Genomic DNA, 16,737 nt, shown 5'->3' on the forward strand with positions numbered 1-16,737 from the left:
TTTCCGAAAGGAACAGAACGTGATGACCGACCCACAGCCCGCCGGCGAGCGCGTCGCCCGAGCGCTGGGCGACTCCTTCTCCGGAGCCGTGCACCTGCCCGGCACCGAGGCGTACGACACAGAACGGCTGGCCTGGATGCGCGTCGTGGACTCCCGGCCGGCGGCGGTCGCCGTCGCCACCGGGGCGGCGGACGTCCAGACCGCCGTACGGGCCGCCCGGGACCTGGGGCTGCCGTTCGCGGTGCAGAGCACCGGACACGGTGCGGTGCGCCCGTCCGACGGCGGACTGCTGCTGCGCACGTCCTCCCTGAACCGCGTCGAGGTGGACCCCGCGGCCCGCACGGCTCTCGTCGAGCCGGGAGCGCTGTGGTCCGACGTGATCGCGGCCGCCGCGCCGCACGGCCTGGCGCCGCTGTCCGGCACGTCCTCGGTCGGCGCGATGGGCTTCACCCTCGGCGGCGGCATCGGCTGGCTGTCCCGCGAGTACGGGTACGCCGCCGACTCCCTGCTCTCGGCCGAGATCGTGGGCGCCGACGGCGAACTGCGCACGGCCGGCGCCGACGACCACGCGGACCTGCTGTGGGCGCTGCGCGGCGGCAGCGGCAACTTCGGCGTGGTGACGCGGTACACGATCCGGCTCTACCCGGTGCGCACCGTGTACGCGGGTGCCGCGTTCTACCCCATCGAGCGCGGTCACGAAGGGCTCGCGCAGTACCTGGAGTGGGTGCCGTCCGTGCCCGACCAGATGTCCACGGCGGTGCTGCTCATGCGGATGCCGCCCGGCCCGCCGATCCCCGAGCCGATGCGCGGCAAGCAGTTCCTGTGTCTCCGGGTCTGCTTCGACGGGCCGGCGAGCGAGGGCGAGCGGCTGCTGAAGCCGCTCCTCGACGGGTGGGGCACCCCGCTGATGAACGGCATCACGGAGATGCCGTTCGCGCAGTCCGGGGCCGCCATCGCCGGGCCGCCCCCGCCGCCCATGGTGGCGACGCAGGAGATCGACCTGTTCCGCGAGCTGCCCGGGGACGCCGTGGACGCCATGGTCGCCGCCGCGGGTGCCGACTCGCCCGCGCCGCCCATGTCGACGGTGGAGATCCGCCACTGGGGCGGTGCGATGGCGGCGCCCGGCCCGGACGCCGGCCCGACCGGCCACCGCGACGTGCCGTTCTCCGTGATCACGACCGCGATGATCCCCGGACCGGAGGCGGCCGAGCGGGTGACCGGCTGGGCGCAGGGCCTCGCGGGCCGGCTGCGGCCGCACGCCACCGGGGGAACGTTCCTCAACTTCCTCACCGACCCCACCAGGACCCGCACCGCGTTCACCGACGCCAACTGGGCCCGGCTGACCGAGGCCAAGCGGACGTGGGATCCCGACAACTTCTTCCGGATCAACCACAACATCCCGCCGAACTGACCTCCTCCCGCGTGACCTCGCGGCCCCCCGTTTCGTTCCTCTCGAAACGGGGGGCCGCGGGCGCTCCCGGGCACGGAAGGAGACGGCCGGTGACAGCGCTCGCCAACACCGAGCAGGCACAGGCGTGGAACGGTGCCGAGGGCGAGCACTGGGCCCGCCACCAGGAGCGCTACGACGCGGTGAACCGCGGTTTCAACGAACCGCTCCTGGCAGCGGCGGCGATCCGGCCGGGCGAGACGGTCCTGGACGTGGGCTGCGGCAACGGCCAGACGACCCGGCTGGCCGCGCTGCGGGCCCGGCCGGGCCGGGTACTGGGTCTCGACCTGTCGGCCCCGATGCTGGCGCGGGCGACCGCCACCGCCGAGCGGGAGGGGATCGGCAACGCCGAGTTCGTCCTGGGGGACGCCCAGGTCCACCCTCTTCCGGAGGGCGGGTTCGATCTGGTGCTGAGCCGCTTCGGGACGATGTTCTTCTCCGACCCGGTCGTCGCCTTCGGCAATCTGGCCCGGGCCCTGCGCCCGGGCGGCCGGCTGGCCATGGTGGCGCTGCGCAGGATGTCCGAGGGCGAACTCGGGCCCGTACTGGCGGCGTTCACCGACGCGCTCGCCGACGGCGGGACGAGCGGCACCGGGCCCGAGGGCGCGAACGGCTGCGCGCCGACCTCGCTCGCCGACCCCGGCACGGTACGCGGCCTGCTCACCGAAGCCGGCTTCACGAACGTGCGCGTCACGCCGGTCGACGCCGAGCAGTACTGGGGCCGCGACGCGCAGGACGCCGCGGAGTTCCTGGTCGGCTGGGGCCCGGTGCGGCACCGCCTGACGGCGCGCCCGGAGGACACCGGGCGCGCCGTGCGGGCGCTGCGCGCGGCCTTCGCCCGCCACGAGGGGCCGGACGGGGTGAGGCTGCGCTGCGCGGCCCTGCTGATCCGGGCGGTGCGCCCGGTCAGTCCTGCGCCGTGACGCCGACCATGTGCAGGTACAGCACGGCCGAGTTGATCCCGTCCACGCCCACCAGCTGGTTGACCGCGTCGTCGTAGTAACTGCTCAGCCCGACGGACGACTTGCCCAGCCAGGTGGCGGTCAGCGCGAGGTTCTGCGCGAGGTGTCCGGTCTCCTGCAGCACCAACCGGTAGGCGCGCAGCCCGTAGTGCAGCCGCTGGTAGGTCAGGTCGCCGACGGTGAGGATCCACAGCGGGCAGTCGGCGGCGTCGATGTTCCGGCCGCCCTTCGACGCCGGGCACGCCTCGGGCTGGGCAGCGGGGACGCAGCGCCGCAGTTCCGCGGAGATGTCCTCGGTGCCGAGCGGTTCCAGGGCGTGCTCGTCGGGCTCGTAGCGGTAGGTGCCGCGCGGCAGGCCGGTGATGTCGTGGCAGTACAGCACCAGTTGCAGGGGATAGCGGGTGCCCGCGCTCGGGTAGGGGCGGACGCGGTAGGCGTGGTCCCCGCTCATCCGCTTCACGCCGGTGACGGCGGCCGAGTGATGGAGCAGGGTGGACAGGTCGGTCAGGCTCAGCGGGCCCCGGTAGGTGCCGTAGCCGCTGCGCCGGGCGAGCAGCACCTCGGGGAAGGACGCGGTGCCGGGCGGTGCCTGCGGCTCGGGCAGCGGGACCGTCTCCAGCACCGGGACGAAGGGGTGCCGTCCCCGGGTCTCGGCCTGCACGAGGTCGGGTCGCTGGTCGACGAGCCGGCTCTCGATGAACTTGCTGTCCTCGTGGTAGCGCCGGTCGACGGCTTCGAGGCCGTCCGCGAAGTACGGCTCCCGCGGTCCGGGCAGCGCGGCCAGCGAGGCGAGCCAGGCCGCGTAGGCGCGTTCCTCGCCGGTCAGGCCGAGCTGACGGACGGCCCTGTCGGCCGCTCCGTGCAGGCACTGGGCGCCCGCCTGGCCGGCGGCGGCCAGGATGTCCCGCCAGGCGACCAGTCGTCCGTGGGGGCTGCGCAACTCCTGGGCGACACCGGCGAACCGGCGCAGCCACTCGGCCTGGTCGCGGTGGAAGTCCGCCTCGGCCCGGCGGCGGGCGCGGTCGGTCTCGGCGGGGGTGCCCTGGCGCCGGGCGTGCTCGCGCAGCCAGTGCAGCCGGGCCAGCGGATCGGCGCCGGCCGTGTCGGCGGCCGCCAGTGTCACCTCGGCGCCGGCCCACAGCCGTGTGGAACGGGACCGGGTGGTCCGGATCGTGTCGACGGCCAGTGTCGCCGCGACGGTCAGGCAGGCCTCGGGCCAGTCGGTGGCTCTGTGCGGTCCTGCCTCCGTGACACGTCCGCCGGACGGGACGACGGCCTCCACGAGCAGGTCCCGCAGTTCGGTGACCGCTTTGTCGCCCTCGGCGCGCACCGCCAGGATCAGGCTATGTTCCGTCCGGTCCAGCGCCCAGCCGGTGAGGGCGCCCGTGCCGAACGCCTCGTCGGCCCAGGGCTGGACCAGGTCGGTGAGGAGCGCTTCCGGATCCTCTCCCGCTTCGACCTCCAGGCAGCGCCAGGTCGCCACACGTGCCGGCTCCCCCCTCCGGGGAACCACCGTGAGGGCCGTGACCGTCTCGGTCGTGCCCGCCCGGGTGGTGCTCGTGTCCGATGTGCGCTTCATCCATCACCTGCCGGTTCATGGGCCGGGGCACACGCGGTGCCCCGGCCGCTGCTTGGTCGGGAGTACTGCCGGGTCTCCGCTCAGGCCGCTGCCGCGGGCTCGCGCAGGAGATCCGGCAGGGCAAGTAACACGGGCGGGTGGAACCAGCTCGGCGGCCGCAGGGCGAGTTCCTGCCGCAGCACGGTGTCCCCGCCGATGTCGATCGGCCCGACGGTGCCGACGAGGAGGTCCTGCCGGCGTGAGCACGGGACGTCGTCCGGGTACGTCCCGTGGCTCACGGCGTGGATGAACCAGGTGCCCGGGGGCACTCCGGTCAGCTGGAAGGGGCCGGGTTCGGTGATGACCGCTCGGACGGCGGGACATCGCTCCAGGATGGGGCTCTCGAACACCCCCAGATAGACCGCCGGCACATCGGGGTCGGGCACCACCACCGTCCCGCTGACGGTGCTGGTGTGCGCGTCGGCCGGGAGCCGTTCGGTCCCGTACACGTCCAGTGGCCGGCCCTGCCCGCCCTGCCGGTACTGCGTGGGGGAACAGCCCACCGACTCGGTGAAGCGGCGGGTGAAGCTGCCGGTGCTGCTGTAGCCGACCTGCACCGAGATGTTGGAGACGTTGAGCGCCGTGGTGAGCAGGAGGCGTTTCGCCTCGTGCAGCCGGACGGCGCTGAGGAACCGGCCGGGCGTGACTCCCGTGACGCGGCGGAACGTGCGCAGGAAGTGGAACTTGCTGACCATGACCGACTGAGCCAGTTCGTCGAGACTCAATGGCTCGTCGTATCTCTCGCGGATCGTGTTGACGGCGTACTCGATCAAGTGCTCCATGATCTGTCCCCCTGAACGTCGCATGGCGCGCCCCGCCCTCCCCTCGGACCCGAACAGGTCGTGGGCGGCGAAGAATGCACGGTTGAAAAACGGGACCGAACTCGCAGAAAACGGCCTGACTCGGGTGTGGGGGGAACCCCTGGCTCGGCCGGCGTTGCGCCAACCGGACCATCGTCACAGGGCATGGAACGGGTGTCTTCTTCAATCTTGCGATTCCTAGAGGGTTACTACAGTGAATTCGCCCGTTCACAAGAAATGCCACTGACGGACACACGTGAAGGCGAGCAATCAAGGAGAAGACCAGCCGTCGTACCAGCTGCGATCCTCGGCCCGGGCGCCCGAAACGCGCCGTGGTGGCCGCGGCGAACGGGCCACCCCATCTCCACTCTCCACAGAAAGGGGAGCGTCGTGAACGACACATGCCGAACCGTTCCGGCCGCCGACGACCTCGGTGTCTGGGACCTGGCCGAGGTCTGGGACATGGCCGAGGTCTGGGACCTGGCGGAGGTCTGGGACCGCGCCGAGGTCTGGGACATGGCCGAAGTCTGGGACCTCGTGGCGGCCTAGCCAGTGGCTTGAACCACCACCTGTCTCCACCGGTCCGGCCATGCCGTCGCGCGCGGCGTGGCCGGACCGGCCCTCCGGCACCGGAAGGAACCCCCTCGATGACCGCACACCGCCTGCGACCGCCGTCCGTCACCGCCGCACTGGACGTCCGGACCGGTGTCGACGAGGGCTGGGACGACTGGGTCGGCAGCGCCCCGGCGACACTGCGCCGCCGCTGGATCACCCTGGCGGCGGGACGCGTACCCGGCGGCGTCCGCACCTTCGGGCTCCCCGGCCCCAGAGGACACGAAGTCGCTCTGGTCGGTGGCGTGATGGAGGCCGCGACCGGTCACGTCCGCTTCGACCCGCACCGCGTGCTGTCGGGCGGCTCGACCGCCGACGGCGTCGTCGCAGACGGCCCGCATCCCTGGGCGGGTCTGCCCGCCGAACGGGTCTTCCCCGGCTGCCTGCTGATGTTCCCCAACTACGAGACGGCGCCCGCCGGCCCCGCCGCCCGGGACCCGCGAGCACTGCGCGCGTTCGTGGACGCGCTGCTGACCTGGTGCCGCGAGGAAGGCCTGCGCAGCGTCTCGGCCCTGTTCCTGCGCCCCGACCACCCCGAGTTCCTCGACGCCCTGACCGGGGCGGGCTTCTCGGTGGTGCCCATGGTCGACCGCTGCGACATGGACGTCACCTGGCAGGACCTCGACGGCTACATCGCCGGCCTGCCCCGCAAGCGGCGCTTCGCCGTGCGCCGCGAGCTGCGGGACATCGCCGCCCGGGACATCACCCTCACGGAGCGCACCCTGCGCGACAGCGAGCCCGAACTGCTCGAACTACGGGCCCAGTTGGTGTCGAAGTACGGCGGGGTGCCGGATGCGGAGCGCGAGGCCGGCTCGCTGCGCCACCTGCGCGAGCACTTCGGCGAGCGGAACGTCCTCGTCGTCGAGGCCCGGCAACGCGGGAGGCTGCTCTCCTTCACCCTGCTGGTGCGCGACGGCGACCAGTGGACCGTCCTGATGAGCGGCAGCGACTACACAATCGACGACGCCTCGTTCACGTACTTCGCCACCATGTTCTACCGCCCCGCCGAGCTGGCGCCCGTGCACGGCATCCGCTCCTTCGCCTACGGACTCGGCACCCTGCAGGCCAAGCGGCTGCGCGGCTGCACCGTCAGCACCCTCTCCGCAGCTGCACTGCTGCTCGACTGATCACGGAGGTCCCTCCCGTGCCCTCGACACCACAGCCCCGCCACGACGGGAAGGTTCTGCTCGTCGCCGACCAGGGCCTCCAGTCGGGCGAACACATGACGTCCGGTCAGGTCGACCAAAAGGTCGCCGACTTCTGGGCCGGCATCGGCGGCGCCGCGTTCTTCGACGCCTTGACCCGGCGCTTCTACCAGCTCGTCGCCGTGGACGACGTGCTCGCCCCGCTGTTCCCGGTGCCCGACTGGGAGGGACACGCCGCCCGCCTCGCCCAGCACTTCTGCCGCATGTACGGGGACAACGACCTGGCCGCCGCCTGGGACCCGCGCATGCACCAGGCGCACGCGCACTTCCTGATCACCCGGGAGCAGCGGATGCGCTGGCTGACTCTGATGCGTGAGGCCGGCACCGCGCTGGACGCGCCGCAGCCGCACTTCGACGAGTTCCTGACCATCATGAAGATCGCGAGCGGCGAGATGACCGCGGTCTCGCGGGGAGCCGCGCTGGCCCGCGGGGAGCGCTTCCACTGGGACGGAACGCCCGCGTGAGCACGGCCCCGATCCGGTCGGTGGCCGTGGTCGGCGGCGGGCCGGCGGGCAGTGTCTGCGCGCTGGAACTCGCCCGGCTGCTACCCGGCGTGGCGATCGACCTGTACGACCGGGACGACGAGGGACCGGGCGCCGGGATCGTCATGACCCACGACTTCGCCGAGCGGCTGAACGCCGTCCACCCGGCGGCGCTGCGCGTGCCCGAGTCCGCCTCCGCCTCCTGGGACCACACGGTCACCGTGGTCGGCGAGGAGCGCATCGTCTCGGGCGCCTTCGGCATGTCCGGCATCTCCCGGCAGGCCTTCCGCACGCACGTCCGTGACCTGGCCGCCGCCCACGCCAACGTGCGCCTGATCCGGAAGGCCATGACGGGCCGGCCGGAGAACGCCGACGTCGTGGTGCTGGCGAACGGCGCGGGCAGCACCCAACGCCGCGCGCTGCGGCATCGTTTCGGCACGACGACGGCGGCCGGCCGCACCCGGTTCCTGTGGCTGAGCACCCCCGCCGTGGTCGAACCCTGCTTCCTGATACGCGACTTGGGCCCCGGAACCGTCGTCGTGCACGCCTATCCGCACGGCCCGGCCGAGAGCACCTTCATCGTGGAGGCCGACCCGGACACCCTCAACGCCCACGACCTGTACGCCCCGCCGCTCGCCGACATCGAACGGAAACTGGCGGGGCTGTTCCACACCGAGCTGGCCGGTGCTCCGCTGACGGCCCGGACGACGAGCTGGCAGCCGTTCCGCACCGTCGCCAACCGGCGCTGGTTCCACGACCGTACGGTCCTCGTCGGGGACGCCGCGCACACGGTCCACTTCTCGACCGGCTCGGGCACCGCCCTGGCCATCGACGACGCGGTGTGCCTGGCCCGCGCGATCGCGGAACACCCCGGTCTCCCGGCCGCGTTCGCGGCCTACGAGGCGGCGCGCCGGCCCGTCGTGGAGCAGGCGCAGGCGGAGGCGCGGGAGAGCACCGCGTGGTTCGAGCAGCTCTGCCGCGACGGCCGGCTGCGGGGACACCAGACGGTGTTCGCGCTGCGCAGCCGCCGCCGGGCCAACTCGTTCCACCGGCTCAAGGAGCGCGACCCGGAGTTCGTCGCCGACACCGTGGCGGCGCTCGCCGGCCGGCCCACCGACGCCGAACCGGTCGACGTGCCGCTGACCGTGGGACCCGTACGGCTGACGCATCGCCTGGTGCGCCTGGAGCGCCGCGGCGACCGCTGTGTCCTGCGCGGCCCGGACGGCACCGGCGCGGTGGGCCTGGTGGTCGAGCGTTTCCCCGGCCGGCTGTCGGCCGGTGTGGACTTCGTGGCCGTGCCCGCACGCCCGGGGCACGGCCGGGTGACCAGGAGCGAGCCCGCGAACCGGCTGCGCGCCTCCGTCTCCGTGCCGGTCGCGCTCCTGGTCCCCGAGGAGATGACCCGCGACGAGGCCAACACCCTGATCGCCGCGGGCCGCACAGACCTGGTGGCCCGGTGGTGACGGGCCGGGCGGCGGCCCGCGGGGCCTCAGAAGTAGCGGCTCATCAACTCGCGGGACCAGTCCGGCACGCGCACCTCGCCCCGCGGAGCGAACTCCGGCAGATACGGCTTGACGTCGAGCACCGGCGTGCCGTCGATGGCGTCCAGGGCACGCACCGTCAGGGTCAGCCCGTCGACCGCCGTCAGCTCGCACACGGTCACGCCGAGGTGGTTGGGCCGGTTGGGGGCGCGCTGCGCGAGGATGCCGGTCAGGGGCCAGTCGGGATTGCCGCGGGGGTGCTGGGCTCCCTCACAGGTCCGCACCGCCCGGTGGAACGAGAAGACCACCTCGATGTGCGAGTAGGCGTCGAGGCCCAGGGTCGCCGTCTCGGCGAGCACGTCGGGGTCCAGCTCGATCCGGGAGAGCACCTCTCCCCACTCGTCGTACGACGCCGCCTCGCGGCGCTCACCGCGCACCACTCCGATGGGGCTGATCGGCTTCATCCGGCAGTCCTTCCACGTCCCGGGCGGCGGAGCCCGGCCAAGGGTGTCGGCCGGTCCAGCGCGACGTCAACTTCACAACGCACCGAGGAGGTTCCGTCGTGGCGCGGTTGATGTCGAAACTGCTGCCGGAGCCCGGCCCCGGCCGGCTGCTCGTCCTGTGCACCGCCGTCGCCAGCCTCGGCAACGGACTGTACGTCACGGGCGGTGCCGTCTATTTCGTGCAGAAGGTCGGCCTCTCCCCCGGCCAGGTGGGGATCGGGCTGTCGCTCGCGGGCATCCTGGCGCTGCCGCTGGGCGTACCGGTCGGGCACCTCGCCGACCGGTTCGGGCCCCGGGGCGTCACCGCCCTGTTCGCGCTGGGCAAGGCGGTCGCGCTGATCGCCGCGGTCTTCGCCCGCTCCTTCGAGACGTACCTGCTGGCGGCCGCCGCCCACGGGATGGCCGAACAGAGCGGTCATGTGGCGCGCGGTGCCCTGATCTCCGGCGTCATGGGCCGGGAGGGCCGCGTCCGGTTGTCCGCGTACATGCGCAGCGTCTTCAACGGCGGCTTCTCGCTGGCGTCCCTCGCCGCGGGTCTGGTCATCGCGGCCGACTCGACCAGCGCCTATCTCGCCCTGTTCTGGGTCAACGCCGTGGCGATGGTGCTGGTCGCCGGGCTGTACCTGCGACTGCCGCACGTTCCCGGCCACGCGCCGGGCGCCCCGCGCGAGCGCCGGCCGGCCCGCGCGATCCGCGACGTGCCGTACGTGCTGGTGGCCCAGGTGTCGGGCATCGCCAGGATCGGTCCGACCGCGCTCGCGCTCGGCGTTCCCGTCTGGCTGGTGACCCACACCGACGCGCCGCGCGCCCTCGCCGCCTGGCTGATGCTGGTCAACACCCTGATGGTGGTCTTCCTCCAGGTGCGGCTGGCACGCGATGCCGACACCGTGCGCGGAGCCGCCCGGCTTCAGCGCATCACGTTCGTCGTCCTGGCCGTCGCGTGTGCGGCGGTCACCATGACCGGTGCGCTGCCCAGCGCGGTGGCCGCGGCCGTGCTGGTGGCCGCCGCCGTGCTGTTCACCCTCGGCGAGATCTGGGGCGAGGGGGCGCGCTGGGGACTGCGCTACGAACTCGCCCCGGCGGGCGCCCAGGGACAGTACGGAGGCGTCTTCGCGACCGGCGACGCGCTCGCCCTCATCGCCGGACCGACCCTGGTGACCACGGTCCCGGACCTGCTCGGCGCGACGGGCTGGCTGCTGCTCGCCGCCATGTTCCTCGCCGCGCTCGCCGCCGGCGGCCCGGCCGTCCGCTGGGCGGAGCGCACCCGTGTCCCGGACGAGGAGCCGGTGCCGAAGGTGCCGCAGCCGGGCCCCTGACTCCGCCCGCTTCCAGACCCACAGACCCGTTGAATCCCTACACCCGAGGAGTACCTCTCATGTCCAGCGACCTTCCCGCCTTCTCCGATCTGATCCGGCAGGCCAAGCACTCGGCGATCCACCTGGAGACCCGGGACGTGTACACCCCGAAGGGTCCCGTGTTCGTGGACTGGCAGAAGGGCATGCCCATCGAGTACGACCGCCACCTGGACTGGGTGGACCTGGTCGGGGAGACCGTCGGCCGGGGCGTCGACTGGCGGCGGGCCCGCATCGTCTCGGAACCGGTGACGGACTTCATCCAGTACGAGTGGGAGACGACCACCATCGTCAACGTCCCCGCGGGCGAGAAGGTGCGCTGGCTGCCCCGCCGGCAGGCCTCGGACCTGATGCTGCCCGGCAACGACTTCTGGGTGTTCGACGACAGCCTGGTGCGCTTCACCCACTTCCACGGCGACGGCAACTGGGGCCCCCACGAGTTCTCCGAGGACCCCAAGCTGATCCGCCAGTGCACGGAGGCGTTCGAGGCCGTGTGGCAGCGCGCCGTCGACCACGCCGACTTCGTCCCGGAGTGGCACCCCGAGGGCGCCGAGGGCGAGCCGCACCGTGTCTGAGCCGGCGCCGTACCTGCCGATGCCCGACGACTGGCAGCGGGCGCTCGCCGTCGTCGCGCACCCCGACGACCTGGAATACGGACCTGCCTGCGCGATCGCGGGCTGGACGGCACAGGGCCGCGAGGTCGGGTACGTGATGGTCACCCGCGGTGAGGCCGGAATGGACACCGTCGACCCGGAGGAGGCCGCCCGGCTCCGGGAGCGCGAGGAGATCGAGGCGGCGGCGCTGGTCGGGGTCGGCGACGTGACCTTCCTGGACCACCGGGACGGCGTGGTGGAGTACGGGCTGCCGCTGCGCCGCGACATCGCCGCCGCGATTCGCCGCCACCGCCCGGAGATCCTCATCACGCTCAACTTCCACGAGCGCTGGCGGGGCGGTGACTGGAACTCCCCGGACCACCGCCATGTCGGCCGCGCCCTGCTGGACGCGGCGGGCGACGCGGGAAACCGGTGGGTCTTCCCCGAGCTGCTGGAGGAGGGGCTCGCCCCGTGGAAGGGCGTGCGTTACGTGGCGGTGGGCGGCTCCCCCGCGGCCGAACACGCCGTGGACGTGAGCGACTGCTGGGAGAAGGGAGTGGCCGCGCTGTCCGCCCACCGCAGCTACCTCGACTACCTGGGCCCGGACCACCCCATGGCCGACGCCCGCGCGTTCCTGGAACGCAAGGTCCGCACCTTCGGCAGCCGATTCGGGGGCGTACCGGCCATCGCCTTCGAGCTGATCGGCGTCTGACTCCGGTCGTCAACGGGAGGAACAGTCATGGAGGCGAGGCACCGGGTGCGCAATTCCGAGTCGGGCATTCCCATCGAGCCGGTCTACGGGCCGGACGCGCTCGCCCACTGGGATCCCGCGGCACGACTGGGCGAGGCAGGGACATACCCGTTCACGCGGGGCGTGTACCCGTCGATGTACACGGGCCGGCCCTGGACGATGCGCCAGTACGCCGGCTTCGGCACCGCTGCGGAGTCGAACGCCCGTTACAAGCAGCTCATCGCCAACGGCACGATGGGCCTGTCGGTGGCGTTCGACCTGCCGACGCAGATGGGCCACGACTCCGACGCGCCGATCGCCTCGGGCGAGGTCGGCAAGGTCGGTGTCGCGATCGACTCGATCGACGACATGCGGGTGCTGTTCGGCGGGATCCCGCTGGACAAGGTGTCGACGTCGATGACGATCAACGCCCCCGCCGCGGTACTGCTGCTGCTGTACCAACTCGTCGCCGAGGAGCAGGGCGTCAGCGCCGACAAGCTGACGGGGACCATCCAGAACGACGTGCTCAAGGAGTACATCGCCCGGGGCACGTACATCTTCCCGCCGAAGCCCTCGCTGCGGCTGATCGCGGACATCTTCAAGTACTGCCGGGCCGAGATCCCGAAGTGGAACACCATCTCGATCTCCGGCTACCACATGGCCGAGGCGGGCGCCTCGCCCGCGCAGGAGATCGCGTTCACGCTGGCCGACGGCATCGAGTACGTCCGTACCGCCGTCGCGGCCGGCATGGACGTCGACGACTTCGCCCCGCGGCTGTCGTTCTTCTTCGTCGCGCGGACGACGATCCTGGAGGAGGTCGCCAAGTTCCGTGCCGCCCGCCGGATCTGGGCGCGGGTGATGCGCGAGGAGTTCGGCGCGAAGAACCCCAAGTCGCTGATGCTGCGCTTCCACACCCAGACGGCAGGGGTGGCACTGACGGCCCAGCAGCCGGAGGTGAACCTGGTCCGTGTCTCGGTCCAGGCACTCGCCGCGGTGCTGGGCGGCACGCAGTCCCTGCACACCAACTCCTTCGACGAGGCCATCGCCCTGCCCACCGACAAGTCGGCCCGCCTCGCGCTGCGCACGCAGCAGGTCCTGGCCCACGAGACGGACGTGACCGCGACCGTGGACCCGTTCGCCGGCTCCTACGTGATCGAGAGCATGACCGACGACGTCGAGGTGGCCGCGCTCGAACTCATGGGAAGGATCGAGCAGTTGGGCGGTGCCGTCGGCGCGATCGAGCAGGGCTTCCAGAAGGCCGAGATCGAGCGCAACGCGTACCGCATCGCGCAGGAGACCGACGCGGGCGAGCGCGTGGTCGTCGGCGTCAACCGCTTCCAGCTCGACGAGGAGGAACCGTACGAGCCGCTCCGCGTCGATCCGGCCATCGAGGCGCAGCAGGCGGAGCGGCTGTGCAAGCTGCGGGCCTGGCGGGAGTTCGGCCGGGTGGACGAGGCGCTCACCCGGATGAAGAAGGCGGCCGGGGGCACCGACAACGTCCTGTACCCGATGAAGGAGGCTCTCTCCGCCGGTGCCACGGTCGGCGAGGTCTGCGACGCGCTGCGCGAGGTGTGGGGCACCTACCTCCCCACCGACGCCTTCTGACCACGCCGCCCCAGGACGCCATCGACGCCTGTCCGGCCGCGCCCGCACCCGGGCCGCGGCCGGTCAGGCCGTCAGCACGCTCAGGTCCGCCGCCGCCCAGCGCTCCCCGAGGCCGGTGAACGTCACGTGCCGCACCTCGTCCGTCGTGTCTCCCACGGCGCGGTGGATGACGACCTGGAGGCGGTCCTCGGTCAGCTCCTCGACCTTGCCCTCGCCCCACTCGACGACGATCACCGACTCCGGCAGCGAGACGTCGAGGTCGAGGTCCTCCATCTCGTCCAGGCCGCCGGACAGCCGGTAGGCGTCGACGTGCACGAGAGGCGGGCCGTCGCCGAGCGACGGGTGCACGCGCGCGATGACGAACGTCGGGGACGTGACGGCGCCGCGCACGCCCAGGCCCTCGCCGAGCCCCCGGGTCAGGGTCGTCTTGCCCGCGCCCAGCTCGCCGGAGAGCATCACGAGGTCACCGGCGCGCAGCAGTTTGGCGAGTCTGCGCCCCAGCTCCTTCATCCGGTCGGGCGAGGTGATCGTCAGCCGGGTGCCCGTCGCGTCGGCCGCCGGGGCGTCGCCCGGACGGCCGGCCGGGTCGCCGACCGGGACGTCAGCCGGGTTGCCGCCCGGGTTGTGCGGTGCTGCTGGTGCTTCCATAGCCACCCACGGTAGCCCCTGCGGGCACCGCGCCGACGCGCGTGAGCAGGTCGGCGAGGCGGTCCGTGACCACTTCCGGGTGCTCCAGCATCACGAGGTGCCCGGCGTCCGGCACGAGCACGAGTTCCGCGTCCGGCAGCAGGTCGGCGATGGCCTCGCTGTGCTCGCTCGGCGTGACGAGGTCGCCGACCCCGGCCAGCACCAGCAGCGGTATCTCCCGGAAGTGGGCGAGCGCCTCCGTCTTGTCGTGGTCGGTGAACGCCGGGTAGAACTCGGCGACCACGTCGATCGGCGTGCTCTCGATCATCCGCTCGGCGAACCGGGCGACGGCGGGGTCGACGTCCCGCGAGGAGAACGAGTACCGCTTGATGATCCCGGCGAACAGGTCGGCCGTCGCCCGGCGCCCCTTCTCCACCAGCTCGGCCCGCTGCCCCAGCGCCCTCAGCACCCCGGGCAGCACCCGCCGCACCGCGTTGACCCCGGCCACCGGAAGACCGAAGTTGACCTCGCCGAGCCGCCCCGACGAGGTGCCGACGAGGGCCGTGCCGACGACGCGCTCGCGGATCAGCTCGGGGTACTGGTCGGCCAGCGCCATCACCGTCATGCCGCCCATCGAGTGGCCGACCAGCACGAGCGGCCCCTCGGGAGCGGCGGCGTCGATGACGGCCTTCAGGTCGCGGCCGAGCTGGTCGATGGTGATCGGCGCGCCGTCCTCCACCTGGGCCACGCCCCGCCCGGAGCGGCCGTGGCTGCGCTGGTCCCAGTGCACGGTGCGGATCACGCCGCGCAGCGCGGCGCGCTGGAAGTGCCAGGAGTCCTGGCTCAGGCAGTAGCCGTGGCTGAACACCACGGTGACGGGCGCGGGCGCCTTGCGGCCGAACAGTCGCCTGCGGCGCGGCCCGGTCGCACCGGCGGCATCCGGCTCCACGTCGTCGACCTCGTAGTACAGCTCGGTGCCGTCCTCGGCGTACGCCTTGCCGGGCATGCCGCGCAGCCCGCCGTACGGGCCCGCCGAGTCGAGCGCGAGCCGGGCCTTCTGGCGCATGCCGCGCCCGACGGTGAGCCGCTCTATCGCGACGCCGGCCGCCGCGCCGGCCGCGACGATGCCTATCGCGGCGCCCGCGATGCCGGCCCGGCGCCAGGTGCCCGCCGCTCCGCCGGCCGCCGCGGCGCCGCGGGCCGCGGACGCGGCGGCCGCCGTGGCGGCGTGCGCCACGGCCTCCGCGTTGCTCTCGCTCACGAACCCCTCCTCATCGCCGCGCAGTCCCGTCCAGTCCCGTCCAGTCCAGGCCGGTCCCGTCCGCTCCCGACCCGGGCAGTCCCGCCCGGTCCCGCCCGGCCCCGTCCGGAAACCGCCCGCCCTCGCCGCCCGCCCTCGCCGTTCGCCCGCCGTGCGGGTCGCCGTCCCCCGGCCACCCGTCGACGCCAGGGCGCGGGCCCCGGGGCGTCGCCGCGTTGGTCACCCGTCCCGCGGTTCCGGCTCCTCGTTCACATAGACGCGCGGGACCCGCCATCCGATCCGGGTGACGATCTCGTACGCGATGGTCCCCGCGGCCTGCGCCCAGTCCTCCGCGGTGGGCTCGCCGCGGTCGCCCGGGCCGAACAGCACCGCCTCCGTGCCGGGCAACGGCGCGTCGCCGCCGAGGTCGACGACGAACTGGTCCATCGCCACGCGCCCCGCGACCGTACGCCACTTGCCGTCCACCAGGACCGGGCCGGCCGAGGAGGCGTGCCGGGGAATGCCGTCCGCGTATCCGACGGGGACGAGGCCGAGGGTGGTCTCGCCGGGGGTCGTGTAGTGGTGCCCGTAGCTCACGCCGTGACCGCCGGGCACGTGCTTGACCAGGGCCAGCGAGGCCGACAGCGTCATCACGGGGCGCAGCCCGAAGTCGGCCGGGACGCCGATCTCGGGGCTCGGCGAGATGCCGTAGAGCGCGATGCCCGTCCGTACGAGGTCGAAGTGGGCCTCGGGAAGCGTGAGCGTGGCGGGCGAGTTGGCGATGTGCCGCACCTCGGGGCGGACGCCCTGTGCCTCGGCGTGGGCCAGCATGTCCCGGAAGCGGGTGAGCTGCGCGGCGATGGAGGGGTGGCCCGGCTCGTCGGCGCAGGCGAAGTGGGACCACAGGCCGGTGACGCGCAGGAGGCCGTCGGCCTCGGCGCGCCGGGCCTCGGCGACCAGCTCGGCCCAGTCGCCGGGCTGGCAGCCGTTGCGCCCGAGGCCCGTGTCGGCCTTGAGCTGCACGCGCGCGGGGCGGCCCGCCCGCCGGGCGGCCCCGGTGACCTCGCGCAGCGCCCACATGCCGCTGACCGACACGTCGAGGTCGGCCTCGATCGCCTCGCGCCAGGGCCCGCCCGGCGTCCACAGCCAGCACATGATCCGGACGTCCGGCGGCAGGCTCCCGGAGCGGCGCAGGGCGAGCGCCTCCTCGGGCGTCGCCGTGCCGAGCCAGGTCGCGCCGGCCGCGACGGCCGCGCGGGCGCAGGGCAGCGCGCCGTGGCCGTACGCCTCGGACTTGACCACGGCCATGAGGGCGGACCCGGCGGCCCGGGCGCGCAGCGCGCGCACGTTGGCCCGCAGGGCGGCCAGATCGATCTCGGCGCGGGCGCGCAGGGGTGCCGTCCGCGGGCTTGCTGTCTCAGTCATCGCGCCCCCAGTCTCTCAGAGGGCCCGGACAGCCCGGCCGGGCCCGGCGGCAGCC

At 73.2% G+C, this 16,737-nt stretch carries 16 protein-coding genes; 10 read left to right on the forward strand and 6 right to left on the reverse strand.

The window, feature by feature from the left end; all coding sequences use genetic code 11:
* Positions 1–22 precede the first annotated feature (22 nt).
* Together ACZ7D7_RS03605 and ACZ7D7_RS03610 are read left to right on the forward strand one after the other, a co-directional pair.
* Positions 23–1,411, forward strand: a complete 1,389-nt coding sequence (locus tag ACZ7D7_RS03605) for an FAD-binding oxidoreductase (RefSeq protein WP_470822012.1) — start codon at positions 23–25, stop codon at positions 1,409–1,411.
* An 89-nt stretch (positions 1,412–1,500) separates the two neighbouring features.
* The gene (locus ACZ7D7_RS03610; protein ID WP_470822013.1) at positions 1,501–2,370 is read left to right on the forward strand and encodes a class I SAM-dependent methyltransferase; all 870 of its coding nucleotides are present in this window, start codon (positions 1,501–1,503) and stop codon (positions 2,368–2,370) included.
* Here ACZ7D7_RS03610 and ACZ7D7_RS03615 read toward each other — a convergent pair.
* Together ACZ7D7_RS03615 and ACZ7D7_RS03620 are read right to left on the reverse strand one after the other, a co-directional pair.
* Positions 2,354–3,892, reverse strand: coding sequence for a SagB family peptide dehydrogenase (locus tag ACZ7D7_RS03615; protein ID WP_470822015.1), 1,539 nt, complete (start codon positions 3,890–3,892; stop codon positions 2,354–2,356). The two genes, ACZ7D7_RS03610 and ACZ7D7_RS03615, sit on opposite strands and share 17 nt — an antisense overlap.
* A 176-nt stretch (positions 3,893–4,068) precedes the next feature.
* On the reverse strand, positions 4,069–4,809 hold the full coding sequence (locus ACZ7D7_RS03620; protein ID WP_470822016.1) for a helix-turn-helix domain-containing protein: 741 nt from the start codon (positions 4,807–4,809) through the stop codon (positions 4,069–4,071).
* A gap of 408 nt (positions 4,810–5,217) precedes the next feature.
* Here ACZ7D7_RS03620 and ACZ7D7_RS03625 point away from each other — a divergent pair, with 408 nt between their 5' ends.
* The 4 genes from ACZ7D7_RS03625 (at position 5,218) to ACZ7D7_RS03640 (ending at position 8,589) form a co-directional block, all read left to right on the forward strand.
* Entirely contained in the window at positions 5,218–5,376 is a 159-nt protein-coding gene (locus ACZ7D7_RS03625; RefSeq protein WP_470822018.1) for a hypothetical protein, read from the forward strand.
* Positions 5,377–5,474: 98 nt separating this feature from the next.
* On the forward strand, positions 5,475–6,566 hold the full coding sequence (locus tag ACZ7D7_RS03630; RefSeq protein ID WP_470822019.1) for a peptidogalycan biosysnthesis protein: 1,092 nt from the start codon (positions 5,475–5,477) through the stop codon (positions 6,564–6,566).
* Between the two features lie 17 nt (positions 6,567–6,583).
* Complete coding sequence (locus ACZ7D7_RS03635; protein ID WP_470822021.1) at positions 6,584–7,108, forward strand: truncated hemoglobin; 525 nt, start codon at positions 6,584–6,586, stop codon at positions 7,106–7,108.
* Entirely contained in the window at positions 7,105–8,589 is a 1,485-nt protein-coding gene (locus tag ACZ7D7_RS03640) for an FAD-dependent monooxygenase (RefSeq protein WP_470822022.1), read from the forward strand. The genes ACZ7D7_RS03635 and ACZ7D7_RS03640 overlap by 4 nt, the downstream gene beginning before the upstream one ends.
* A gap of 26 nt (positions 8,590–8,615) precedes the next feature.
* Here the strand turns inward: ACZ7D7_RS03640 and ACZ7D7_RS03645 are convergent, their stop codons facing one another.
* Complete coding sequence (locus tag ACZ7D7_RS03645; RefSeq protein WP_470822023.1) at positions 8,616–9,071, reverse strand: SAM-dependent methyltransferase; 456 nt, start codon at positions 9,069–9,071, stop codon at positions 8,616–8,618.
* Between the two features lie 98 nt (positions 9,072–9,169).
* On the opposite strand from ACZ7D7_RS03645, the gene ACZ7D7_RS03650 reads away from it, so the two are divergent.
* Genes ACZ7D7_RS03650 through ACZ7D7_RS03665 form a run of 4 tightly spaced genes read left to right on the forward strand, consistent with a single transcriptional unit; the run spans position 9,170 to position 13,390 of the window.
* On the forward strand, positions 9,170–10,426 hold the full coding sequence (locus ACZ7D7_RS03650) for an MFS transporter (RefSeq protein WP_470822025.1): 1,257 nt from the start codon (positions 9,170–9,172) through the stop codon (positions 10,424–10,426).
* Between the two features lie 59 nt (positions 10,427–10,485).
* On the forward strand, positions 10,486–11,037 hold the full coding sequence (locus tag ACZ7D7_RS03655) for a DUF6879 family protein (protein ID WP_470822027.1): 552 nt from the start codon (positions 10,486–10,488) through the stop codon (positions 11,035–11,037).
* Positions 11,038–11,056: 19 nt separating this feature from the next.
* Positions 11,057–11,767, forward strand: a complete 711-nt coding sequence (locus ACZ7D7_RS03660; RefSeq protein ID WP_470822452.1) for a PIG-L deacetylase family protein — start codon at positions 11,057–11,059, stop codon at positions 11,765–11,767.
* Positions 11,768–11,794: 27 nt separating this feature from the next.
* Positions 11,795–13,390, forward strand: a complete 1,596-nt coding sequence (locus ACZ7D7_RS03665) for an acyl-CoA mutase large subunit family protein (protein WP_470822028.1) — start codon at positions 11,795–11,797, stop codon at positions 13,388–13,390.
* 63 nt (positions 13,391–13,453) lie between these two features.
* On the opposite strand, the gene tsaE is transcribed toward ACZ7D7_RS03665, so the two are convergent.
* The 3 genes from tsaE to alr all read right to left on the reverse strand — a co-directional run bounded on the left by tsaE (position 13,454) and on the right by alr (position 16,682).
* Entirely contained in the window at positions 13,454–14,038 is a 585-nt protein-coding gene (tsaE, locus tag ACZ7D7_RS03670) for a tRNA (adenosine(37)-N6)-threonylcarbamoyltransferase complex ATPase subunit type 1 TsaE (RefSeq protein ID WP_470822029.1), read from the reverse strand.
* Positions 13,992–15,278, reverse strand: a complete 1,287-nt coding sequence (locus ACZ7D7_RS03675; protein ID WP_470822031.1) for an alpha/beta fold hydrolase — start codon at positions 15,276–15,278, stop codon at positions 13,992–13,994. Before ACZ7D7_RS03675 ends, tsaE begins: the two co-directional genes overlap by 47 nt.
* A gap of 219 nt (positions 15,279–15,497) precedes the next feature.
* Positions 15,498–16,682: an alanine racemase gene (alr, locus tag ACZ7D7_RS03680; protein WP_470822033.1), complete on the reverse strand. Its 1,185-nt coding sequence runs from the start codon at positions 16,680–16,682 to the stop codon at positions 15,498–15,500.
* Positions 16,683–16,737 lie beyond the last annotated feature (55 nt).

The sequence above is a fragment of the Streptomyces sp. NPDC037054 genome (assembly GCF_055606745.1).

Excerpts from the sequence above, each read along its gene's own strand:
- ACZ7D7_RS03660 (WP_470822452.1), top strand. The coding sequence starts at position 11,057 with ATGCCCGACGACTGGCAGCGGGCGCTCGCCGTCGTCGCGCACCCCGAC.
- ACZ7D7_RS03645 (WP_470822023.1), bottom strand. The coding sequence starts at position 9,071 with ATGAAGCCGATCAGCCCCATCGGAGTGGTGCGCGGTGAGCGCCGCGAG.
- ACZ7D7_RS03665 (WP_470822028.1), top strand. The coding sequence starts at position 11,795 with ATGGAGGCGAGGCACCGGGTGCGCAATTCCGAGTCGGGCATTCCCATC.
- ACZ7D7_RS03655 (WP_470822027.1), top strand. The coding sequence starts at position 10,486 with ATGTCCAGCGACCTTCCCGCCTTCTCCGATCTGATCCGGCAGGCCAAG.
- ACZ7D7_RS03620 (WP_470822016.1), bottom strand. The coding sequence starts at position 4,809 with ATGGAGCACTTGATCGAGTACGCCGTCAACACGATCCGCGAGAGATAC.
- ACZ7D7_RS03605 (WP_470822012.1), top strand. The coding sequence starts at position 23 with ATGACCGACCCACAGCCCGCCGGCGAGCGCGTCGCCCGAGCGCTGGGC.
- tsaE (WP_470822029.1), bottom strand. The coding sequence starts at position 14,038 with ATGGAAGCACCAGCAGCACCGCACAACCCGGGCGGCAACCCGGCTGAC.
- alr (WP_470822033.1), bottom strand. The coding sequence starts at position 16,682 with ATGACTGAGACAGCAAGCCCGCGGACGGCACCCCTGCGCGCCCGCGCC.
- ACZ7D7_RS03630 (WP_470822019.1), top strand. The coding sequence starts at position 5,475 with ATGACCGCACACCGCCTGCGACCGCCGTCCGTCACCGCCGCACTGGAC.